This window comes from Pseudoalteromonas sp. 3J6 (assembly GCF_903995135.1).
Lineage (GTDB): Bacteria > Pseudomonadota > Gammaproteobacteria > Enterobacterales > Alteromonadaceae > Pseudoalteromonas.
In genome coordinates this window covers 1,927,462-1,952,047 of sequence record NZ_LR877185.1, presented here as the reverse complement: position 1 = coordinate 1,952,047, position 24,586 = coordinate 1,927,462, and the positions used below count along the sequence as shown (strand labels likewise).

The 24,586-nt window shown below is 40.7% G+C and carries 18 protein-coding genes; 7 read left to right on the top strand and 11 right to left on the bottom strand.

Annotated features, from left to right (window positions below; all coding sequences use genetic code 11):
* The first annotated feature begins 386 nt into the window (after nt 1-386).
* Complete coding sequence (locus P3J6_RS08930) at nt 387-791, top strand: hypothetical protein (RefSeq protein WP_138609495.1); 405 nt, start codon at nt 387-389, stop codon at nt 789-791.
* 34 nt (nt 792-825) lie between these two features.
* Here the strand turns inward: P3J6_RS08930 and P3J6_RS08925 are convergent, their stop codons facing one another.
* Nucleotides 826-1,719, bottom strand: a complete 894-nt coding sequence (locus P3J6_RS08925; protein ID WP_178956904.1) for an AraC family transcriptional regulator — start codon at nt 1,717-1,719, stop codon at nt 826-828.
* A 194-nt stretch (nt 1,720-1,913) separates the two neighbouring features.
* Here P3J6_RS08925 and exaC point away from each other — a divergent pair, with 194 nt between their 5' ends.
* The 5 genes from exaC (at nt 1,914) to P3J6_RS08900 (ending at nt 7,277) form a co-directional block, all read left to right on the top strand.
* Entirely contained in the window at nt 1,914-3,434 is a 1,521-nt protein-coding gene (gene exaC / locus P3J6_RS08920; RefSeq protein ID WP_010389285.1) for an acetaldehyde dehydrogenase ExaC, read from the top strand.
* Nucleotides 3,435-3,779: 345 nt separating this feature from the next.
* Nucleotides 3,780-4,385 (top strand): DUF998 domain-containing protein, encoded by a 606-nt coding sequence (locus tag P3J6_RS08915; protein WP_198522780.1) that lies wholly within the window; start codon nt 3,780-3,782, stop codon nt 4,383-4,385.
* Between the two features lie 114 nt (nt 4,386-4,499).
* A complete protein-coding gene (locus P3J6_RS08910) occupies nt 4,500-4,709 on the top strand; it encodes a hypothetical protein (RefSeq protein WP_054201355.1) in 210 nt (69 codons plus the stop codon).
* Nucleotides 4,710-4,780: 71 nt separating this feature from the next.
* Nucleotides 4,781-5,308: a GNAT family N-acetyltransferase gene (locus P3J6_RS08905; protein ID WP_198522779.1), complete on the top strand. Its 528-nt coding sequence runs from the start codon at nt 4,781-4,783 to the stop codon at nt 5,306-5,308.
* A gap of 496 nt (nt 5,309-5,804) precedes the next feature.
* Nucleotides 5,805-7,277: a S41 family peptidase gene (locus P3J6_RS08900; protein ID WP_198522778.1), complete on the top strand. Its 1,473-nt coding sequence runs from the start codon at nt 5,805-5,807 to the stop codon at nt 7,275-7,277.
* A 51-nt stretch (nt 7,278-7,328) separates the two neighbouring features.
* On the opposite strand, the gene P3J6_RS08895 is transcribed toward P3J6_RS08900, so the two are convergent.
* From P3J6_RS08895 to P3J6_RS08850, 10 genes are all read right to left on the bottom strand, one after another.
* On the bottom strand, nt 7,329-10,274 hold the full coding sequence (locus P3J6_RS08895; RefSeq protein WP_198522777.1) for a TonB-dependent receptor: 2,946 nt from the start codon (nt 10,272-10,274) through the stop codon (nt 7,329-7,331).
* 74 nt (nt 10,275-10,348) lie between these two features.
* Nucleotides 10,349-13,003, bottom strand: a complete 2,655-nt coding sequence (locus P3J6_RS08890; RefSeq protein WP_178956897.1) for a glycoside hydrolase family 16 protein — start codon at nt 13,001-13,003, stop codon at nt 10,349-10,351.
* Between the two features lie 270 nt (nt 13,004-13,273).
* Entirely contained in the window at nt 13,274-14,062 is a 789-nt protein-coding gene (locus P3J6_RS08885; protein WP_178956896.1) for a sterol desaturase family protein, read from the bottom strand.
* The gene (locus P3J6_RS08880) at nt 14,055-14,699 is read right to left on the bottom strand and encodes a CDP-alcohol phosphatidyltransferase family protein (protein WP_198522776.1); all 645 of its coding nucleotides are present in this window, start codon (nt 14,697-14,699) and stop codon (nt 14,055-14,057) included. The genes P3J6_RS08885 and P3J6_RS08880 overlap by 8 nt, the downstream gene beginning before the upstream one ends.
* 27 nt (nt 14,700-14,726) lie before the next feature.
* Nucleotides 14,727-15,365 carry an ATP-binding cassette domain-containing protein gene (locus tag P3J6_RS08875; protein ID WP_178956894.1) on the bottom strand — a complete coding sequence of 213 codons (639 nt, stop codon included), beginning with the start codon at nt 15,363-15,365 and terminating at the stop codon, nt 14,727-14,729.
* Nucleotides 15,366-15,387: 22 nt separating this feature from the next.
* Nucleotides 15,388-17,142 (bottom strand): ABC transporter permease, encoded by a 1,755-nt coding sequence (locus tag P3J6_RS08870; protein ID WP_178956893.1) that lies wholly within the window; start codon nt 17,140-17,142, stop codon nt 15,388-15,390.
* On the bottom strand, nt 17,139-18,416 hold the full coding sequence (locus tag P3J6_RS08865; protein WP_198522775.1) for an ABC transporter substrate-binding protein: 1,278 nt from the start codon (nt 18,414-18,416) through the stop codon (nt 17,139-17,141). The genes P3J6_RS08870 and P3J6_RS08865 overlap by 4 nt, the downstream gene beginning before the upstream one ends.
* On the bottom strand, nt 18,403-19,209 hold the full coding sequence (locus P3J6_RS08860) for a DUF547 domain-containing protein (RefSeq protein WP_198522774.1): 807 nt from the start codon (nt 19,207-19,209) through the stop codon (nt 18,403-18,405). Before P3J6_RS08860 ends, P3J6_RS08865 begins: the two co-directional genes overlap by 14 nt.
* A gap of 1 nt (nt 19,210) precedes the next feature.
* On the bottom strand, nt 19,211-21,364 hold the full coding sequence (locus P3J6_RS08855; RefSeq protein WP_198522773.1) for an FAD-dependent oxidoreductase: 2,154 nt from the start codon (nt 21,362-21,364) through the stop codon (nt 19,211-19,213).
* A gap of 17 nt (nt 21,365-21,381) precedes the next feature.
* The gene (locus tag P3J6_RS08850) at nt 21,382-23,733 is read right to left on the bottom strand and encodes a TonB-dependent receptor (RefSeq protein WP_198522772.1); all 2,352 of its coding nucleotides are present in this window, start codon (nt 23,731-23,733) and stop codon (nt 21,382-21,384) included.
* 213 nt (nt 23,734-23,946) lie between these two features.
* On the opposite strand from P3J6_RS08850, the gene P3J6_RS08845 reads away from it, so the two are divergent.
* Nucleotides 23,947-24,360 carry a hypothetical protein gene (locus tag P3J6_RS08845; protein WP_054201343.1) on the top strand — a complete coding sequence of 138 codons (414 nt, stop codon included), beginning with the start codon at nt 23,947-23,949 and terminating at the stop codon, nt 24,358-24,360.
* Nucleotides 24,361-24,586: the final 226 nt, after the last annotated feature.

Here is a 24,586-nt window from a genome sequence, read left to right as displayed (position 1 = left end):
GTTACACATCTATACCCTTGATATGCATATGGACGGTGAGCCATTATATATTATTTTAAATGGCTTGCATCAGACACACATATTGATTTAATTGGAAATCATCATAAAGATAGTCGTGAATATGATACTTCCGCAATCACTCGTAGCAGTTTATTTGTAGATAGTAATTAATATATTAAATGAAACTGGTAAGTTATTGTTATCAATGCAAGAAGGTATATTTACTGAGCTTGCCGTGTGTTGAACTGGCTTATTTAGCCAAACAAAATATACCTGTTCGAAAAAGTAGATAAAAAATAACAGTATTTAAATCAGTAGATACAACGTTGAGTGATTTATTTACTCATTTTGTTTACCAAAAAATTAATTAAAATGAAGGTGAATGTATGGTACTTCTAGGGTTAGGGGTTGTATTTATACTAATAGGCTTGTTGCCACTTGTTCGTTGGTTAAAATGTAAAGTTAATAAACGCCATTGGCGAGTGTGTAACATAGAACAAATAACAGCAGCGACAAATAATCAAATAACAGCGCCAGAGCTTTTACATCAGCCAACGATGCTAGTGAGTTTTCGTTTTGATGATCAAGTGTGCAGTATACTAATTGATTATAACGAAAATATGATGTGGCGTTTTAAGCAGGGTAAGCAATGCACGCTATTGGTGGATAAGCACAACCCTCATAAAGTTTACAATAACGCTTTCTTATGGCATAACTACGGCGTAGTGTGGTTGCTGGCAGGTGTAAGTTTATGTATTGCAAGCTATTATAGTGTGGTTATTAAAATATGACTGCGCTTTTAACCACTTAGTAAAGCATTAGCTATTAATGCCGACACTGTTTAGGTGCAATCCCAAAGGTTTGCTTAAATAAACGGCTAAAATGACTGGCGTTATTAAAACCAAGGTCGTAGCACACTTTACTTATAGCTTGGCCTTCTAATAAAAGCGTGCGGGCTTTTTTAAGTCTAAGTTGTTGCTGCCAAAGTGCAGGGCTTGTGCCAAAAGCGAGTTTAAATTGCTGGTAAAACTTACTACGACTCATACAAGTTATTTTGCACAAGGTGTCTATGTCGAGTGTGTCGCTTAAATGCTCTTCAATATAATGTAGTGCATCACTCACGTTACTTTTTAGGCGTAGCTTGTCACAGTTTGCCAGCAATAAATCACGGCTTTGTTGTTGTAATAAACGGGTGATCAATTCGTTTAACGATAAATCAATTAAGTAGTGTCGCTCGGCGCCTTGCTCACTAAATAAATGCACCATTCGCTCTAATAACTGCTGAGTTTGCGTATTATGTTGGGTATGCACTAAATTAGGGCTGTATTCAAACAAGGCATCACTAGCAAAGTTTTGCTGCATATTAAGTGCATTAGCCACATTGGTTATTTTATCGGTGCTGATTTCAATCGCTAAACAGGTGGTAGGTGAGTTGATAGTTGCCTGAGGAAAATCAATCAGCACTCCTTGCTCGGGCGCTAATACAAACGATTCGTGTGGTAAAAACGCTTTATGATACTGACTATTCTCAACATGCATAATTTTTTTGCCACTGAGCATGGCACAAAATAATAATTCGTTTGAATGCAGCGCCACTTTTTGCGCACTTTTATAAGTATCATAAATACTCAGTTCGCTGTTGTCGGCAGCAAAGCTCACTTTGTTTTCAATAAGTACATCAAGTTGTTGGCGTTTTTTATTTAACTGCGACGAATACATAATCAGCCTCTTTAATGATTAAATCGTTTGGACTCACAGACAATTTTTTTGGACTGCTAATCAAGTTTTTAAGCGCTTAATAGTCTAATGTCAATCAATACCGATTAAATATAAAGCAACTAGCTACATTACTCTAACAAGTTGCTGGTATTTCGGCTTAGACTTTTAGCTAACAACAACAAGAGAACACACATATGATTTACGCAAATCCAGGCACAGCAGACGCACTCATCACATTTAAACAGCAGTATGGTAACTATATTGGCGGCGAGTGGGTTGAACCCGTTAATGGTCAATACTTTGAGAATATTAGCCCTGTAAATGGCAAAGTGTTTTGTAAAATTCCCCGCTCTGACAAAGACGATATTAATTTGGCGCTTGATAAAGCGCATGCCGTAAAAACGCAGTGGGGCACAACCTCAGTGACCGAGCGCAGTAATATTTTATTAAAAATTGCCGATCGCATTGAACAAAATCTAGAGCTACTTGCAGTGGCCGAAACATGGGATAACGGTAAAGCCATTCGCGAAACCCTCGCCGCTGATATTCCACTTGCTGCGGACCACTTTCGTTACTTTGCCGGTTGCTTGCGTGCTCAAGATGGCAGTATTGGTGAAATAGACGAAACCACGGTGGCGTATCATTTTCATGAACCATTAGGTGTTGTAGGGCAAATTATTCCGTGGAACTTTCCAATTTTAATGGCTGCATGGAAACTAGCGCCTGCACTTGCAGCTGGTAACTGTGTGGTACTTAAACCTGCTGAGCAAACACCCGCCTCAATTTTAGTGTTGATGGAAATTATTGGTGATTTACTGCCCGGCGGCGTGCTAAACGTAGTAAATGGCTTTGGTAAAGAAGCTGGCGAAGCACTGGCAACCAATACGCGTATAGCTAAAATTGCCTTTACAGGCTCAACCCCTGTGGGTTCACATATTTTAAAATGCGCAGCTGAAAATATTATTCCTTCAACGGTAGAACTTGGGGGAAAATCACCTAATATCTTCTTTAACGATGTTATGGAAAAAGACGACTCATACCTAGATAAAGCAATTGAGGGCGCCATTCTTGCCTACTTTAACCAAGGTGAAGTATGTACTTGTCCATCACGCTTGTTCATTCAAGAAGATATTTATGAGCAATTTATAGAACGCATTTTAAAACGTACCAAGCAAATTAAACGCGGTAACCCGCTAGACAGCGAAACCATGGTAGGTGCGCAAGCCTCTAAAGCACAGTTTGATAAAATTTTAAGTTACATTGATATTGGCAAACAAGAAGGTGCTGAAGTACTCAGTGGCGGTCATGTTGAGCAACTTAGCGATGAACTAAATGGTGGCTATTACATTCAACCTACTTTATTAAAAGGCACTAACGATATGCGCGTGTTCCAAGAAGAAATTTTTGGCCCCGTTATTTCAATGTCGACCTTTAAAGACGAAGCCGAAGCGCTCGAATTGGCTAACAGCTCAGAATTTGGTTTAGGCGCAGGTGTATGGAGCCGTAATATGAACCGCGCTTATCACTTTGGTCGCAAAATAGAAGCCGGTCGCGTATGGACCAACTGTTACCATATGTACCCAGCACACGCTGCGTTTGGCGGTTATAAAAAGTCTGGTATAGGCCGCGAAACGCACAAACTCGCGCTCGATCATTACCAACAAACTAAAAACTTATTAGTAAGTTACAGCGAAGATCCCCTTGGCTTCTTTTAATAACGCGTTTTAGTTTAAACAAACAACCTATAAGTAATGAAAGCGCTGCATTGTTGTAGCGCTTTGTTTTTTTTAAAACTAATACTGATAGCATTTGATTAGTGGTTAATTATAATAATAAAGAAATGATTTATTAATGAGGCGAAAAAATCTTAGTGAATTATGCACAAAGAGGGTAATGAGGCGCTGAGTTGAAAAGGGTAGATTAAAGGTTCTAGCTCAGGGTTGTTATGGCTAGGTTCAGGCTGTTTGCACAATCTCGCTGCTCGTCACTCGAAGCCGGCTCATTTTCTCCTCTGTGTTTAAAAAGGCTTTAGTGAATTAATCACAAAAAGGATTATGGTGATGTTTGAAACGATTGCGGCTTATTCAGGGTTAATAGCCACATTATGGATATTCATTGGTGTTTATGTAGCAAGTCGGTTTTATAAAGGTTACAGCCATTCTAAACAATTTTGTAGTGAATTAGGTGCAACAGGAAGCCCAACTGAAAAACTGTCACCGCTAATTAATAATTATCCTTTAGGTTTTCTATTTTGCTTTTTTGGCTGGTATTTGGCGCAATTGGCTAATGTTTCTATATTGGTTAATATTGCTGGTTGGTTAGTTATAGTGCATGGTATTGGTACCTGGGTTGCGGGTTATTTTCCTATGGATGCTGACCCATTTACTAAACATCCAACTTTTAGCTGCAAGGTACATTCTTGGGCTGGTTTTATTATGTTACTTTCGCTGGTTGTAGCACCAATATTAATAGCTATTAGTCCAACCACAGAAGTTATCTCTCTATACTTTCGTGTTTTTTCAATTGTTTCTGTTATCGCTACAGTTTATTATCTGTTTGCTATGGCTAAAGCAATAAAACTACAAAGTAAACCTGGTACCTATCAACGTATCTCTTATGGTATTCAATTAAGTTGGTTAAGTGTTTTTTCAATAGCATTAATTTAAAACAATCACTAGTGCCTATCATTTGTTTAAACGTTAGGCTTGTCAATCTAAGAAATACATCAGCATTGTGTTGATTTTAGCTCATTATTTGGGCTTATAAATTAAGGAAGACTCATGAATATAAACGATACTAAATTACGTTTTATTTTACTAAGAGGTCCTTTAGGCTGGGGAATTCCTACAGCTATTTTATTTCAATTAATCATGCACCTTACAGGTGAGCAAGATTTTTTTGATGGAATCATTTCATCTTTAATAATATTTCCTTTAGTAGGCATATTATTTGGATACTTTATGTGGCATTCAAAACATAAAAAGAACTAAATAACTGAGAGACCTACCTTAATTACTTGGTTTTTTTGAAAGTTTTTAGCTGTAATTACAAGGAGGTTTGAGTGAAAATTTGTGAAACCCAAAGGTTGCTTATTCGGCAGTTTTCAATTGATGATGTGCCAGCATTAAGTAAAATTCTTAGTGACGATGAAGTGATGAAATACTCAATTCGTGGTGTGTGCGATGAAGCTGCAACTCGTGATTTTATAAAGTGGTGTTTACAATGCTACGACTCATACGGTTTGGGCCCATGGGCACTAATAGATAAAAACAGCGATTTATTGATTGGATTTTGTGGTATTTCCCCACAAAGCGTCGCGGGTAACGAAGAGCCTAATTTAGGGTATCGATTAGCGGTCGATTTTTGGAATAAAGGCTTAGCCTGCGAAGCAGCTAAAGGTGTTTTAAAGTATGTGTTTACGCAAACTACTCATCAATCGGTCGTTGTTATTATTGAACCTGAGCATATTGCGTCATTGAAAGTAGCAAAGAAAATTGGTTTTACAGACTATAGCAATCATGAATTTCATAGTCGTTCCGTACAGTTATATCGATTAACAAAGGCGCAGTGGAGCGAATCACTTTTTTAAATAAAGCTTTGTATGTAGTAAAACTCAAAATATTTAACGTTTATTTGTCAAAAGGAAATTTTTAATGGATATAGACTCTCACATAGTTCAGCTTGAAAAAAATAACCGAAAGTTATTTAGCGTATCTCATTATTTGGGACTTACGATAGCGATGGCTGTTATTGTTTTGTTGTTAATGTTTTATTTCAGCCCATTGATAGGGCTTGCTTGTTCAGGTTTTGCTGCTTTCTTTTTAAACTTTTGCTATTCACAGTATAGCTTTAGAAAACTCAACGCCCGCATAACACTATTACAAACCAAAATTGAACAAATCGCTAAGTAAGCTGTTGCTCTTAATTTAAAGCCAGTTCATTTTAAATGTTAATCATTGCTAGCTGCTTTCAATGTTGCTAAGTTATTGCTGTAAAAAATTGCTGAAACTTATTGGATTTAAGATATTTTAGTTCCACCAAATGAGTTTACAGTAATTATATAACTTAATTTAAAATGGATTTTCATGAACAGAAAAACAAAAATGGTTAGCCGTACTTTATTGAGCGCTTTATTAATTACGCCTACCTTGAGCATGGCCGAATTATCGCTTACTCCTAAAACCCCAGAGCAATGGCGCAGTGTTACTGAGCGTGATATTGAAGCTGCTTACAGCATATCGGCAAAAAATCACCCTGGCATGTTTGATGTTAACAACCCAGCCTTTCCTGAGTTATTAAAGCAAGCTAAAGCAGAGGCGCTTACTCTGTCTAAGCAAGCGATTGGGCCGCAGGCGCATGCAGCGGCAATTGCACGTTTTAGCACGGTGTTACAAGATGGTCATGCTGGTGCGTTTTCAAGCATCGACAGGCCTGCGCGTCGCTGGCCCGGCTTTAGTGCTTTATGGCGAGGTGATGCGCTAAAAGTGTATTACAGTGAAATTAGCACTATTAAAAAAGGGGATATTGTAAGCCAATGTGATGGGCAAAGTACTGAAGCTTTGATGCGCAAAAGAGTGTTTACATTTCATGGGCAAGTTGCTCAACCAGGGCATTGGTGGCAGCAAGGTTGGCGGTTACTAACGGATGTAGGGAATCCATTTTTAGTCCCCCTAAAAGAATGCGAGTTTGTTAAACCCAATGGCAATACCCATAAACAGGTTTTAAATTGGTCTGTAAGGCCTAAATCAGTCAGTAAGCATTTAGAAAATGCCTACAATGGTGATGAACTTCCCATTGATTTAATCTGGCCTGAAAAAAACATTGCGTGGATTGCTATGCCTAGCTTTTCAGTAAATGATAAACAAACAGCTGACTACAAAAAAGTGTTTGAAAAAATAAAACAGCAACGTAGCAAGCTACTTACAGCAAAAGCCGTGGTATTAGACTTGCGCCATAACCAAGGTGGTTCATCTTATTGGAGCTCACAAATAGCCAAAGAATTATGGGGCAAAAAAGTAGTAGAACAAAAAACAGCTGGTACTACTCAAAACGAACAAGTGTGGTGGAGAGCGTCAAAAGACAATACCAACTATGTTAAATCGTTAATTGACGTGATAAAAGATCAACCTGAATTTCATGAACTGATTAAAGAAATAGCAGCAGGTATGGCTTTATCACTTAAAAGTGGTGATCCATTTTATGTAGAACGAGAGACTAATACGCTAAATAACCTACCAGAAGAGCCGTTAGTGAGTGACTTTAAAACTAAGGTGTTTGTTATAGTGCCGCCGCAATGCGCTAGTGCTTGTTTAGATGCGCTAGATAAGTTTAAGCTTTTTGAAAATACCACGTTGTTTGGTGCACCCAGTAGCGCAGACTCGCTGTATATGGAGGTACGTTTAGCCGATTTACCTTCAGGCTTAGGTAAAGTGATAGTTCCTAATAAAGTGTATGTTAATAGAGCAAGAGGAAAGGGCGATTACTACAAACCTGATATTGCCTATAACGATATTGATTGGACAACCGATAAGCTATTAGAAAAAATTAAACTGTTATAAAAAAAGCCGCTTGTTGTAACAAGCGGCTTAACTTTCTAACTAGGGGTTAGTTTAAAACGAATAACGGGCGCCAATTGCGTAGCGTGGACCATACTGGCGAGCAAATAAGAACTGCTCTTCGTAACGACCATACCCTTGCTCGGTTTCATTATTAAGGTTAATACCTTCAAAGAATACCGTCACATTTTCATTAACGTCATAATTTACGCTCATATCCCATTGACCATATGATTTGGCGTATTGTGGTGGTGCATCAGCAGAGCCTTGCGCTTGGCCTACACCAATTAAATATGCATCACGCCAAGCGTAAGTTACTTTTACAGATAAACCTTCTTTTTCGTAAAACGCTTGGAAGTTAGCTGAATCACTCAACCCTGTTAATGGAGCTTGTTGGTCTAGGCTGTCTGTATCAAATTCAACATCGCCGTCAACAAACGTTGCATTTACACCGACCCCAAAGCCTGTCTTACCAATTAAGTGTTGTACTGCTACTTCAAAACCATCGACTGATTTACTATCGGTATTTTGTGGTTGGCTAATATTCCAAGTAATAAGTGGATCATTACTATTTGGTTCAATTTGGCCGTTTGCATTGCCATCACCATTAGCAAGCATTTGTGCAAAAATAGCATCGCTTGTTGCTTGATCACCACGAGCTTCAATATCACTAACCGCTTGTAAATAGCGTGGGCCATTTAAAATATCATGTAAGCCTTCAATGGTGGTTGGAGTAATGGTGGTTTGAATAAAGTTATCAACGTCCTTTTTAAAGTAACCTACTGATGCATAGCTGCCTTCTGAATAGTAATACTCTAATGATAGGTCAAGGTTTGTTGATTCAAATGGCAATAATCCTGTATTACCTTGGCTACCTACTCGTGCCCCCGGTTTTGGGCTGCCTGTAAGGCTACGACCACCGGCTAAATCGCCCAATGGCGCGCGCGACATAGTTTTACCCCATGATACGCGAGCAACTAAGTCATCGGTTACGTCAACACTTAGGTCGATTGATGGTAGTAAAATATCGTAACTTCCTTCTTGAACTAAGAAGTTGTCATCGCCGCCAGCTTCATATTGAGTGATCCACTCTGAAGCACTTATCCAATTTACTTGTTGCTCAACGCGTTGACGAATAGAGCTACTTACATCGGTTTCTTCATAACGAAGGCCGGCATTTACTTTTATGTAGTAATTGCTAACTTCAAATTCCCAACGTGATTGAACATAAATACTGTTGGTAATTTCTTCAACAGCGCTTTGACTGTCAATACCATCAAGATAGGCATTAGGCGCATAGGCATCGCCGCCGGTTACATCAGCAGTAAGGTATGCCATTTGTCTTGCTACAGCTTCATCAAAATCAAAGCTATAATAATAGTTAGGTTGTAAATTGTTACCACCACCAGCAAATTGGTCTAATAGTCCTGAAGTGTTATTAAGGGTAAACATACCATCAGGGAATATCTCGGTGTAAGAAGGGTTAAAACCAGGGCCGCCAACTAAGCCACTCCATGCTTCATAACCACCGGTATTTTGTTCTGTACGCGAACCACCAAACTTCACTTCAATTAAACCAATGTCAAAACTATCGTTTATCCATGTTGTATGTAATTGCAGCTGCTCAATATTTGATTCTCCAGGTGAATGAATAAACTGGCTAAAGTTTGAATCAATTTCACCAGGGCTTAATACGCTAGTACCGTTTTTCCAGTTAACTTGCGCATGTGGAATTTCACCAGTGCGGTAATCATAAATTTTATTTACAAGCTGATCAGAACCTAAAATAACTTGCCCATCACTACCTAGACCTTTGTCTGCGCCGTTATCTGTCTCGTTTTTAGAGTCGTGATAGTCAAGCTCAACTTGCCATGTTTCATTAATTTGCCAATCTAAATTTAAGCCAATAGAACGAGCCTTAACTTCAGTGGTGTTCTTGCTAGAGGTAAATGATGCATCGTTACCACTAATATCTGCATAAATAGCTGTGCCATTTTCATCTAACTCGTAGCCATTAATGTTGCTACCAAAGTCGTTCCAAATACCCCAGCCGAGGGTTTCTGAGCCTGTTGTTGCCTCACTTGCTGTATAATCAAGGGTTGCTACAAAATTATCTGTGGGTGCAAATTGCAGTGTGATTTGCCCATTAGTACGCTCGCGTTGTAAATCTTCAATTGTGTAGTTCATGTCTTTTGCAAAAAAGTGATTACCTACACGATTTCCTTGCGCATCTACTGCGCGTGGATCAATAAAATCACCTTCAGCAAGAGTAGGTAGGTCTACATTTGCTTGCCAACCTTGAATATTGGCGCTTTGCTTTTGAAAGTCGCGTTCTTGATGCGAAAAAGAAAAACCAATACCAAACATTTCATCGCTAAAGGTATTACTATAAATAGCCGATACTTCCGGAGTTACATCGCTACCCGCTTCATTTGATGAATCATGAATAGCTTTAGCTGTTGCCGAAAAATGCTGGCCAGGTCTTTGTAAAGGTCGAGTTGTTGAAATGTTAACCGTCGCACCTAAGCCACCACTGGGCACATCAGCACGAGCAGTTTTAAATACTTCTAAGGCACTAACACCTTCTGAGGCAATGTTTTCCAGATTATACGAACGTGAGTTACCCGTTCCAGGCATTTGGCGACCATTAAGTGTTACCAAATTAAATGAAGGGCCAAAACCACGTACGGTAATTTGGCTTCCTTCGCCGTTTGCACGACTCACCGACACACCCGTAATACGTTGCAGTGACTCTGCTAAGTTAGTATCAGGAAATTTACCCATTTCTTCAGCAGAAATAGCATCGACTACCCCTGATGCATCGCGTTTCATATCCATAGAGCGGATAAGTGAACCGCGAATACCTTTAACTTGTATTACTTCAATTTCAGGTTCCACAGTATTTTGTTCTGCTGCATGGGCGATATTCAGCGTGCTTGCAGCGATGATAAGTGACACAGAAGCCGCTAGTGGGCTTTTTTTAAACTTATTTGTGTTCATAATTGCTCTGCTTTTACTTAATTTATTACGGTAAGTAGGTACTTGTAATTCACTACCTACCACTGAATTAGGGATTACGGGTTAGCGATAATCACGTTGTCTATACGGTAAACAGCGCCTTCACCTGTCCCCCACGCTGGAAACATCATAAGTACATTGATATCGCTAATGTCTAAACCGGCAGCAAACAGTGACTGTAATGTAAATGTGTAGGTTTGCCATTGGCCATTAACGGGTACTTCCCCCTCAACGCTTTGTGAAAGAGGAAGCTCTACCGCTGTTGCTGCGCCTGTTGACTCAATTTTAAATGTCCATACAGCGTCAGGATTATTTGGCGGGGTTACCACTTTCATTTCAAACTGCACAACGCCATTAGCTAGTATTGCTGATGCATCGAAAGAGATACCGTCGTCGGCTAAAAAGCCCATTACCGTTGGCGCAGAGCCAATAACAAATTCAGCTACAGTACCGTGATCAGCATCGTCAATTTCTTCTGTTGGGGTAGAGCCGCCACAACAGTCCCAAATGCTCCACATATCTGCGGCAGTATTTTGGAAAATAGTGATTTCATCGCCTGCTGATGCACTAGGATCGTACATCTTAGCGTTATCAACACGGTAAACCGCACCTTCACCTGTGCCCCATGCTGGGAATATCATTACTACGTCAATGGCACTTACATCTAAACCTGCGCCCGCTAAGTCAGCGAATGTAAAGGTGTAAGTTTTCCACTCACCTACAATAGGTGCATCGCCAGCATCTGTTAATGGTAATTCTACCGCGGTATCACCCTCATTAGATTCTATTTTCATTAACCAAGTGGCATCTGGGTTATTTGGGTTTGACATCACTTTCACATCAAACTGTAGTAAACCATTTTCTAAAATGCTGGTTGCATCAAATGGAGTACCGCTACCACCAGCAGATGAACGAGTATTAAAGCCCATTACAGTGGGGGCTTCGCCAATAGTGAATTCTGCGGTTAAGCCGTGTTCTGCATCGTCCATAACTTCTGTTGGAGTAGAGCCGCCACAACAATCCCACATCGGCCAATCTAAGTTTTGTCCATCTGTAAATAAGTCTACTGATGGTGATTCACCTACATCGCCCTCAATAGCCACGTTGGTAATTAAATATTCAGCGCCTTCGCCAGTTTGCCATGCTGGGAATACCATTAATACATCAATGGCACTTAAATCTAAGCCTCTTTCTTGTAGTAGAGAAAGCGGAAATGTATAGGTTTGCCATTGGCCTGTAACCGGTGTTACGCCTTCAACACTATCGCTAAGCGCTACATCGCCTGTATTAGGTCCGCCATCACCCGCTTCGGCTTTTAATAGCCAAGTTGTCGAAGATGTTGGCGGCGTTACTACTTTCATATCAAAAGTTAATCGACCATTTAGATCAAGAAGGAGTGATGCGTCAAATGGAGATGAGGTGCCGGTAAAATCATCTGGGAAGTGACCACCACGAGTTGAAAAACCTAAAACAGTACCGTTATTATCGTTAATGTTAAACTTAATAGCGTCACCTTTTTCAGCATCGGTTATAGTTTCTGGTGTGGTTCCACCACAACAATCCCATGCGATCCAGTTGGCGTTTAATGTGCCATTGAATATATCAAGGTTTCTTGCAATGCCATCACTTGGTGGAGTAGGTACAGGGGCTTTACCTTCAACAAGTGCATCATCTAGGCTATCGTAACCTGGGCGCACAGTTTCACAACCTTTACCTGTGTCAGTATTTGCAGCGCATTGATAAACCCGTACGTAATCAACCTCAAAGCTTTGACCTTCTGCAAATGCTGCAGCGTCAACACCTAAGTTGTTTACATTTTCAGGCCAGTCACCACCAACGGCGTTATTTAAAATAAGGTAAAAATCTTTATCAAATGGGGCATTATCCCAGTGAGTGGTAAGTTCGCCATTACCTTGTTCAAAGTATTCAGCAAACCAGCCTTTATGTTTAAGGCCAACAGCCTCATCTTTAGAGTTGTAACGAACTTCAGAGCGACGTTGTGTGGCATATAAGTAGCCATCTACGTACCAGCGAATTTCGCCTTCTTGCCATTCAATAGCGTAGGTGTGGAAGTCATCTGCGGGATTCATTCCCTCAGGCAGAGTATAAGCTTTGCCTGAGCTTGAGTTATTTGGCCACTCGCGACCATAGTGAAGTGTGCCATGAATATTTGCTTCAACGGTGCCATCTTCAGCGATTGTTTTTAAATTTACCGCTTCTAAAATATCAATTTCGCCAGAGCGCGGCCAAGTGCCATATACTTCGTCGGTTGGCATCATCCAAAATGCAGGCCAGCTACCTTGACCTGACGGTAGTTTTGCACGCATTTCAAAGCGACCATAAGTAAAGTCAGCGTTGTAACGGGTATTTAAACGGGCTGACGTGTATGGTTTTTCTGCACCTTCTTCAGCAGGTAGGGCGACTATATTTAGTGCACCGTCTTTAATAAAGGCATTTTGTTCACTGTCGGTGTAACATTGTTTTTCGTTATTACCACCGCCGGCGCAGTTTAATTCAAAGTTCCACTTATTTGTATCAATGCTTGTGCCATCAAATTCATCACTCCAAACCATTTGCCAATCTGAAACTGGCTGGGCAGGATCTACTTTTTCAAAATTGGATGTTGTCGCAGCATCGCCGCCACAGCCAGCCAAAGACGCTAATGATATAGCAGCCAAAAGGCGAGTAATGCGTGTTGTTTCAATGTTCATAACTGAACCCCGTTCAACTGATTATTGTCAGAATATAGTGTATTTGTTGATTTTGTCATTTTGTAAGCGCTTACATTTTTGTGTGTGGTAAATGTAAGCGCTTACAAATGATATGGGGGATTTCAAACTTGGTCAAGAATTTGTTTATTTAATTTACAATTGGTTTACTTTAAATAAGCTGCTTTTGTTAATGTAGCAGCTCAAAAGCTTAGATAATGTAACAAACTAAGCTGAAATAGGCCCATTTCTCTGCTTAGTTTAGGCTAGTTGCTACTTTTTAAATGGTAACGTTAACAAATACCACAAGGACGCGTTTTGTTTTGGGTCGGGATATTGGGCTAAGCCGATGTTTAGTTTATTATCTGATAATGTGGCGCTGGTTTTGTAGCTGCCAAAAAGTCTATCCCACCAAGTTACGCTAAAGCCAAAGTTACTATTTGTTTCTTCGGGATTTTGGCTATGATGAATACGATGCAGTATTTGAGTCATTAAGATAAGCCGAAGTGGTTTTTCTATTGCATTGTGTAAACGTATATTGGCGTGGTTAAATAGCGCTAATCCATTAAGTGCAATTTCAAATATTAATACTGCAATAGCAGGTACACCCAAAGCGGTAACGGCAATCAATTTTATAAGTATGCTGAGTACAATTTCGATAGGGTGAAAACGCAAACCTGTGCTGGTATCTACATGCGCATCGGCGTGGTGCACACGATGCAAACGCCACAAAATTGGCACGTTATGAAATAACCTATGCTGCCAATATATAAGTATATCAAGCAGTAGCATGCTTAAAATAATAGCAACACTACTTGGTGTGGCTATTTGATTAAATAAACCGATACCGTGCTCTTGGTTATAAAGCGCTACGGCAGTTAAGCCTATGGGTACACTTAAGCGAGCAATTAGTGATGAAGCAAACACCAGTCCAAAATTAGCGAACCATCGGGTGTTACTTTTTATAGGCGATTTACGCGCAGGCATACGTGATTCTAGCAGCATCATAATAACCAAAATGCTAAAAAAGAACCCTAAACGCCACCAAATTTCATTACTCATTGGCTTGTGTAACCTCATCAGCTTCTTGGAGTTTTAACGTGTTATATCCTCCATGTATACGTGTAAAAATAGTAATAGCGCACGCAGTGGCAAAAATACTCGCTATTATGGCAAAGTGCTGCGGCCAAATACAAAAGGCAATAAATAGCGCTATGGTTTCTGTGCCTTCGGTTAAACCATTTAAATAGTAAAAACTTTTGTATTTAAACTGGGGTTTTTCGAGCTTAAATTTTTCGGCGGCTATGGCAAAGGCTAAAAAGCTTGAGCCTGTGCCTATAAAGGTGGCCAGTAATACGGCCCCGGCAATGGCGTTTTGCTCGGGGTTTGCCAAAATAAAGCCAAGCGGAATTGCCGCGTAAAATAAAAAATCGAGGGTAATATCTAAAAAACCGCCAGCGCTTGAACTTAAATTTGCATGGCGTGCCAATGCGCCATCTAGCCCATCTAAAATACGATTTAAAGCAATAGCCGTTAACGCTGCGTACCACATTTCATACGCAATTAATGGCACTGCTAATAGCCCTATTAAAAAGCCTGCCACAGTAAGTTGGTCGGGCGTTATGCCGCGCTTGTGCATTAACGCTACAACGGGGGTTAACAGTGGCTTTATTATTGGGGTGATGTATTTGTCTAACATGCTTGGTGCCTTGTACTTTTTGTGCGTTTATTTGGCTAAATTTAAGGTGATCAGTTTGCCGTTTGCGGCCTCTGCATCGCTATGATCGTGGGTTACCATAATAGCGGGCAATTTATGCTCGCGTATTTGGCTAAATACTAGCTCGCGCGTATCTACTCTTAATTGGGTGTCGAGCTTGCTAAAGGGCTCATCAAGTAAAATAGCTTTTGGCTCGCTTAATAGCATACGCAATAAAGCAACGCGGGCTTGTTGTCCACCAGAGAGGTTGTCGGGGTGGCGATTAGCCATGCCTTTTAATCCTACCTGTTCAAGGGCGTGCTCTATTTTTTCAAGGCGCCGTTTTTTATTGCCTTTAGGCATAGCAAAGGCAATGTTACCGCTTACCGATAAATGCGAAAATAATAACGCATCTTGATAAAGCACGCCTATGTGGCGTAAATGTGCGGGTAAGTTATTAATGTTTTTACCGTTAAGCCACACTTCGCCGTTTGCGCTAAAACCACTGGGTAATGTACCCGTAAGCCAATTTAAAAAGCTTGATTTACCACTGCCTGATGGCCCCATAATAGTGAGTATTTCGCCGCCTTTTACCTGCTCGTTTAAGCTTAGTAATTGCTCGTGTTGACGATAAAGCTCACAATTTTTAATCTCTAAAGATGACTGCATTAAAAACCTTTTAATTTATGGGTTAGCGATGTGCGCTTTTAAAAAAGTACTTAGGTAAAACCCACGCCAGTATAAAGCCAATGAGTGGTAATGCCATTTGCATAATGGCATACACTGCACTGGTGCGCCTACTTGCGCCATTAGCAAGGGTGACCGCTTCGGTTGTTATGGTTGCTATGCGCCCGCCACCGGCTAAAAGTGTAGGCAAATATTGGCCAAAGCTAATGGCCAAACCAAGTGCCGCCGCAATTAAAATAGGGGCAAATAACTGGGGTAATTTTACTTGTAAAAACACTTTGCAGGGTGTTGCGCCAAGGCTTGCTGCTACATGAGCAAAACGAGGGTCTAATCGCCTATAACTGCTCGCAAGCGATAAAAACACATACGGCAGTACAAACAATAAATGGGTAAATACCACATTAAAAAACGCGGCCTGGTTATTTACTAATTGTTGCAGCCACACTAGGCCAAATAAAAACGCAATACTTGGTACAAGCAACGGTAAATAAATAATTAAGCTGGTAAAGCGCGACATGGGTTTTGCACTTAACTGCTCTGACTCTAAGCACAAAAGGGTAATAATAATGGCAAATAACGTAGTAACTAGCCCTATAGCAAGGGTATTATAAAGCGGGCTTTGCATTTGCATTAGCGCACTTTTAAAGTGAAGTAGCGTGAGCTGATCGGGCAATGCCGCCGGAAAACGCCAAAATCCGGCAACCGACCACATAATTAAGCCAATTAACGAGAGCAAAATAAAGCCAATTATAAATACTGTTAATGCGGTCGTTATTTTTTGCCAATAAACACCGCCATATTCTCGCTCGCCATTGGTTAGTAAATCACTAAATAATGCTTTTATAGTTTTTTCGCCGCCAAGCCAAAGAGCTAGTAAACCCCCAGTAAGTACAAGCTGCAATAATGCCCCCGCAGAGGCTTTAATACGCAGGTTTAAATCTACGTCGTTAAACCAATGCATAATGGCTACAGCCAATGTGGGTGGAGTATTTGGCCCCAAAATAAGTGGCATTTCTACACTTGCGCTGGCATAAGCCAATACGGCTAAAATCGGTAGGCGCAGCAATGGGTAAAGGCTTGGCAGAATCACTTTAAAAAAAGCAGTCATAGGGCAGTAGCCTAAATTAAGCGCTACTTTATGTTGTTGGCGCAGTTTTTTGCCAAGCTCAGGTTGGGCAAGCACACCTAGCGCCATTAACAGTAAAAAAGGTAGCTCTTTAAGGGTTAAGCCTAAAATTATACTTATACCAAACGCGTCATGCGGAAACATGCCGTTAGGGGCAAGTTCCCATCCACTAAACCAAGGCGATACTAAACGCGAGATCATACCCGAAGGAGCAATTAAAAAACCAACGGCTATAGCGGCTGCTGCGTGGGGGATTACGAGTATGGGACTTAGTAAACGCTGAATACGGTTAAGCCACGGGCTATTAAAAAATGCCGCTAAAATCATTAAAGTAATGATAAAGGCAAGTAAGGTGCTTATTAATCCGCTGCTAACACTTAGCATAACCATGTGTGTTAGGCCGGGTGTTTGCACAAGCATAGTAAAGCCATGTAGGCCAAGTGTTGTATGCTCAAGTACTGGTGCATAACCAAAAGCGGGCAATAGCACGCTGATTAGGCCACCTATTACCGGTAAAATTAGCAATGCCAGTAAAAAATGTGGGCTTAATTTAACTAATTTACTAAACATATCGGCGCTTTTGTGTGGTTTAAGTGTTGAGCTCGCTGCTAACTTATTAGAAACAACACTCATTGGCTTACTCCAAAACGCGCTTGCCAACCTTGCATAATAGCGTTTACCCAGCTTGGGTGTGGCTCGCTAAGCGTGCGTTTAATGCTATTTAAGGGTAATGCGCTTGGATGCGGTTCCACCGTTTTAAACAAGGCTTGCTGCTTTTGGCTCAATGTAGATTGAATCAATACACTTTTATCCCCCCAAACTGAAGGTTTTTGCTTATGTGCTTGCGCCTTTGGACTTAATAAAAAATTAGCCACTAATTGCGCACTTTGTGCATGGCTTGCATTATAAGGTATGGCTACAAAGTGGGTGTTACTTAAACTGCCATCTTGCATAGCATAACTGCGAATACTTTTTGGTAAATCATAACGTTTAACGGCGGCGGGTACTTCGGGCGCTGAAAACGTAAACGCTATGCTTAGCTCGGTGTCGCCTACTAAGCGGCGCATTTGTGCACCACTTTGCATAAAGTGTTTACCGCCGCGCCAAAGTGTTGGGTGCAGCTTATTTAAAAAGTTCCATAACGGGTTTAATATTTGAGCTGTGTTTTGTGCAGTAGCTGGCTGATTTAACTTCGCTTTAAGTGAGTCATCGCTTTGTTGATGTAGCATAACAAGCGCGTATTTTAAAAAGCTCATTCCTAAAAAATCAGGTGGCTTTGGGTAACTAAAGCGCCCTGGGTTTTGTGCGCTCCAGCTAAGTAATTGGTTTAGGGTTGTTGGTAGTGTGTTATTTGCAGTGCCATCTATTGCTAAGCTGTCGTAGTAAAAGGTGAGCGATGCTTGACCCCAAGGGGCTTCCATTCCATTAGTGGGTATTCCAAAATCAAAATTAACCGCAGGGTTATTGCTAGGGTCGGTATAGCTAAAGTTAGGCAGCTTATTAGCCCATTGTTTAAGTAATAATGAGTGCTCGCTCATGGTGGCAAAGTTAGCACCGTTTATCCAAATTAAATCTACGCTGCCTTTATTGTTATTGTTTGCTGATTTTTCAGCGAGTACGCGGCTAACGGCCTCGCTGGTGTCGCTAAGCTTTACATGCACTAACTCAATGTTATATTTAGCTTTTACTTGCTCAGCCGCCCACTGAATATAGGCATTTATTTGCGCATCGCCGCCCCATGCATAAAAATATACGCTTTGGTCTTTACCTAACTTTTCAACTTGCTGCCAACGGCTTTGTAATTGTGTACTTGCTAGGCTTTTAAAACTAATAACAAGGCAAATGCAAAAGGCGACACAGAATAAGCTGTATCGCGATAATGTTTGCCAAAATTTATTGGCGAGCATTTAAATCCCAGTTGTAGTCTAAAAACTTAACTTTCATGTTGTTATTTTTAAGTGCTTTTTGCTGAGCGGGTGTCAGCTTGAGTGCTTTAGGGTATTGCATAAAAAACTGCTGTAGCGTATTGGCGCCTTTAAAGCCTTGTTCAAAATCATCGCCGTACCACTTAAATATTGAAGACACACTTAGTGTGTTATCTTGCGCTATATTACGAGTCATGTCTGATAAAAAACGCATCGTTTGCTCTTGCAATTGGCTTTCTAAATCAGTGGCTGTGTAGGCTTCTTCACGTAGCGCAGGGCAGCCAATACTTGCGCAATTTACAGCAAAGTGAATACGTGGGTCGTTGTATTTACCACTGCCACGTATTAAACCATGCTCTATATCATCAAGGCTGCGAGTTTTATCAAGTAATGGCACAAACTCTTTGCTCCACGGTGAGCTAAAAAAACTGCCTAAATCTTTAATTGATTTAAGGTTTGGGTATTTTGTTAATATTAGCTCAACAGTAAAGGCGTTATATGCGTTAATTAAAAACGCAAGTTGCTTTGGTTTTTCCCACGTATCAAACTCGTTTTGCGTAACCGCCGATAACGAATCTAAATAGCTTTTAAGCTCACTGTGCTTAGCTTTAATTGCTGCATAATCCACCTCAGTGCTGTGGCCATTATTAATAGCTACAACATGATTGTTTAATAACGCATCCCAGCTTTCGTGCATGTTTTCAGCTTTGCTTGCAAACGATGTTGCAAGCAAAGCTGATCCTAACAATAGCGCTTTTAAAGGTGTTTTAAACATATTAGCCTCTGCGCCATGCGTGGTATTTTTCAAGCATGTTAAGTACTTTTTCTGGTGCATGAGCGCGTTTCCACTCGCCTGCTGCGTACTTGTTACCTTCAGCCCACGTAGGGTAGCTATGAATTGTACCTAGTATTTTGTTAAGGCCTAAACCGTGTTTCATTGCCAGTACAAACTCAGCTATTAAATCGCCAGCGTGCTCAGATACCACTGTAACACCGAGTATTTTGTCTTTGCCTTTAGGGGTAATTACTTTTATAAAGCCTTTGGTTGCGCTGTCGGTAATGGCGCGGTCTAGCTCTTCAAATTCAAAGCGAGTGATTTCATAATCTATGCCTTTATCAATAGCGTCTTGCTCGTTTAAGCCAACACGTGCTACTTCAGGGTCAATAAATGTGGTCCACGGAATGACACGGTAATCTACTTTAAACTTTTTAAGATTACCAAATAAGCCATTTACTGCTGCGTACCAACCCTGGTGAGCAGCTACGTGTGTAAACTGATACGGGCCTACAATATCGCCTGCGGCAAAAATATTAGGATAGAGTGTTTCAAGGTATTCGTTTGTGACTACAGTGCGATTCGTTTCTATGCCGAGCGTTTCAAGACCATAACCTTCTAGGCGTGCGCTTCGGCCCACAGCACATAGTAGTTCATCGTATTCAATATCGATTTCGGTATCGTTATGTTTTACCACAATGAATTTTTTACCGTCGCGCGCTTCACAGCGTAGTGCCTGATGCGAGGTTAAAATGTTTACGCCGCTTTGCGTTAGCGCTTCGTGAGCAAAGGTAGACACTTCTAGGTCTTCTTTGATCATAATGTGTTCAGCCATTTCAATTTGCGTAACGCTTGAACCTAAGCGTGCAAAGCTTTGTGCAAGTTCACACCCAATTGGGCCGCCACCAAGTACAACAAGTTTTTTAGGGGCTTCTTCAAGCTCAGCAAATTTAGTCCATAATGTATCGCTTGTTACGTAGCCTGTTTCTTCAATGCCAGGTAATGGCGGTACAAATGGGCGTGCGCCGGTTGCAATAACAATAGTACGGGCTGTGAGTGTTTGCGTGCCGCCATCGTTAAGTTTAATTTCTACAGTCCACGGGTCTAATAATTTCCCGTAGCCTTTTACAACATCTACACCAAGGTTTGTGTAGCGCTCAACGCTATCGTGCGGGGCGATGTCGGCAATTACTTTATGTACACGTGCCATTACTTTTTTAAACGAAAACTGCGGTGCCATGTTTTCTAAGCCGTAGTGTTCACCGTGGCGAATTTGCTCGGCAATTTTAGCGCTTTTAATAACTGCTTTACTTGGCACACACCCGTAGTTTAAACAGTCGCCACCCATTTCGCCGGCTTCAATTAGGGTTACTTTGGCTTTAACTGCTGCTGCAATGTAGCTTGTCACTAAGCCGCCAGCACCTGCGCCAATAACAATCATGTTACGGTCAAACTTTTTAGGTTTAGTGTAATTTTTGTATACGCGACGTTTTTTTATTGCATTTATTAGGCTTTTTGCAATTAACGGGAATACCCCTAATAACGCAAACGATAAAATTAAATCCAGCGATAAAATGCCAGATAAGCTCTCTATTTGCGCAAGTTGCGTACCTGCGTTTACAAATACAAAGGTACCCGCCAGCATGCCTACTTGGCTTACCCAGTAAAAAGTCCATGACTTAATAGCGGTTAAACCCATTAATAAATTAATTAAAAAGAACGGAAAAACAGGCACTAAGCGCAGCGTAAATAAGTAAAATGCGCCTTCTTTTTCAACCCCAGTATCTATAGCGGCTAAACGTTCAGGAAAGCGTTTTTTTATGGTATCGCGCAATAAATAACGTGACACTAAAAAAGCCAACGTAGCACCAATGCTTGAGGCAAACGAGGCAACTAATAGACCTTGCGCCAAACCAAATAATGCACCTGCGGCTAGCGTTAAAATAGCTGCACCGGGCAGTGATAGCGCGGTCACTAATATATAAAGTAAAAAGAACCCTCCGATCACTAAAAACGGTGATTGAGTTTTGTACTGATCAAATTGCGCCATTGACCCTTTTAGCCCGTCAAGGGTAAGAAGCTGGTTTAGGTCATAAAAAAAGAATAAGCCGACACCTATCGCCGCCAGTAATAACAAACTTAATTTTTTTAACATGCTATCTCTCAAACGGTTTAAAAGTTATGGGTAAGCGTGAGCTTAGCGTTAATTGGTAATTCTGGGAACGCGAGTGTCGCGCCAAAATAACCGCCTTCAAATACAGGGCGCCAGTTTTGCTGATCGGTAATATTATTTACATCAAGCCTCAATTTAGTTGCTGAGGTAAACGCATAGCTGGTATTAACATTTAAGGTGTGCTGATCGCGAATGTATACGGTAGCCAAAAAATCCAATGGGTAGCTTTTAGTATACAGGGCAGAAAATCCAGCTTGCCACTGAGAAGTAATTGTATAGTTAGCGTTTAAGCTTAACGATTGCTCTGGGATCCCTTGTACTTGACGGTTTGAGGGAGCAAAAGCTGTATAACTTGGTGCACCAATGCTGTTACCCGCAATAATATCGGGACGCGAATTATCAAACGCATCGGCTATTTGAGCTGAGTCTTGGCCTGTCGCAGAGTTATCATAACGGGCATCAATGTAACTGTAGCCTGCGCTTACCCAGTAAGGGTAAGCGTCGTAAAATACTTGGCTTTCGAATCCGGTTGTACGAATGCCAGTATTGCTACCATCGCGATTACGTAAGCTGCGGCGTTGGCTAAATACAGCAGCATCTGCATACCAGTCGCTTTGTGTTGGCGCATATTTCACGCCAAACTCGACTAAAGTATTTTCCGTAGCAAAATTTTGTGCGCTAATTGTATTGTCACCACCTAACGTATTGCCGCCGGCCATGCTGTTAGAGGTGGCTTCGTTATAACTTGCTGCCGCATAAGTGGTTAAATCGTCATTAACTGAGTAATTAACGCTCAGCTGCGCTGATTGCAGTGTATCATTTATGCTATCACTAGCCGCTATTTGACCTTGAGGCGCTATGGGGTCGCGTGCTTCTACATCATAGTAATCAACACGATAGCCAGCACTGGTGCGTAAGCTGTCAGTCCATTGTGAGTCTTGTTGAATGGCAATGCCGGTTTGCCATGAGCGTGAGTCTGTCGTATCTGATAAATTAAAATCACCACTGCCATCATTGTTAATATCGTACTGACCACCAGGGGATACATATACACCAGAACGTAGCTCTACCAAACGTGCTTTTTGAGTATCAGTTAATGGAATGCGGCGGTTTGAAAGTGGGCCGGTTAAATCAATAGGTGTGTCGGCTTCAGTAGTAAACTGGCTGTAACCCAATACTTTATTATAACGAACATCAACAGCAAATAAGGTTTGCTGCTCATCGCTCCATTGATACGTAAGTTCAGTGCGGTTTTGTGCGGTATCGGCACCATCAATTATTTCAACAAAACTATTTTGTGCTATTTCTTCGCGCTGTAAATGTTGAAAGTAACTAATGTTTTTAATCGACATTACATCAGACAGTGCGCGCTTATAAATACTGTGAACTAAATAAGTGGTTGCTTGATTGAGATTATCAGGATCGGTAAGCACACGGCTGGTATCTATTTTGACTTGTCCTGTAGGCGATATAATAGAGCCTGCGCTAGGCACTGTGCTGCCATTCGCTTGTAACCCTTGACCAGTAATGTAAAGATTATGATCGATAAGCGCTTGGGTAGGGCGGTTTATACCGGCGTTATCGGTAAATTCTGTTTGGTACAGTTCAAAGTTAATGTCCCAACTGCTTTTATCATCCGGTAAAATTTTTAATGCCGCAAACAAGCTATCACTTTGTGTGGCTGAATAGTCATAATAACTACCCTGATCAATATGTTCATAGCTAACACGTAAGCCAATTTTATCCTCAACAATCGGTGCGTTGTAATCTACTTGGGCACTATACTTATCCCAACTGCCTGCAGACAACTTCACATTGCCTTTGCGCTGATCAGTTGACGCTGTTTTAGAGTGTAAGTTTACAAAGCCACCGTTACGTTGGCTTGAACCAAACAATACAGGTGGTGCGCCTTTAACCACATCGATTTGTTCTATCGCATTAAACGACAACGGCACACCAAAACCATTATTACCTGCTTGGCGTCGAGTACCATCTTGAAATAACTCACCTAACTGGCCGCGGATCGTCGGTAAACTTGGTGCACCAAAACCACTTGCAGCGTATGTATTAGGACTTACTGCCAGAACATCGTGCAATGTTGTTATGTTAAGTTGCTCAATTAACTCTTTAGAAATAGGGGTCACAGAGCGGGCTATGTCTTGCAAAGCCAGGTTGTCGCCAAAAGGACCGTTTACTGTGGTGTTTTTAATAGAGAGGTTTTTAGATTTAAGCGCTTGACCTGCCACCTCAATTCGCTCAATGGGTTCAGAGCTAGTTGTTTCATTAGCCTGAGCAGCTAAAGCTACATTTAATAGTGGGGCGAGGGTTAAAGCTAAATACGTGTATTTCAAATCGTGTTTCTCTATTGTTATATGTTGATGTACACAAAAGACCAAGACAGATAAAAATATCTTTCAATCAATTGCTAATATTTTTATTTTTTATCTTAGCGCTTAAATAATAGTGCTTTTATTGTAAAGAGTTTAATTTATTTGAAAATAAAAAAACGATTATACGGTCTTACTTGCTAATTAGTTTATTTATATCTTTTTTAAGGAAATTTTATGACAGATTCAATCAATACAGATGTACAAACTCGTTTGCAATGGTCGCTTTTATCGCTGCGATTAGGGGTTTTCATAGTTATGGTAATGTGGACACTGGATAAATTTGTAAATCCGGGGCATAGCGCCCGTATTTTTGAACATTTTTATGGGATCAGTGGCTCTACCGATACTATTGCTTATATTTTAGGTGCACTGCAATTATTATTAGTAATAGCATTTTTAGTCGGTTTTAAAAAACGTATTACTTACGGTGTTATTTTTATAATGCATGGACTATCAACGCTGTCTTCTTACAACCAGTACATTGATGGCTTTAATAATTTACTGTTTTTTGCAGCATGGCCGATGTGGGCTGCGTGTTTTGCGCTTTATTTATTACGCGATCAAGACGTAAAATTTACCGTTAAATAATAAGCAAAAAAAATGGTTATAAGCGTTAGCCTATAACCAATAAAGTACACAGGGAGTGTAGGAAGTTCTGTTGAGCACAGTAAGCGGTTAGCAAGCCATTTACTGTGTGTGACTAAAAGCAGTTATTGGTGCTTTAAGTTGCTTTAATAAATACGTACAATAATAAAAGCAAAGCTAATGCCAATTTTTAACAGTATGAATTTTATAGATTTTTATATTGTTTGGA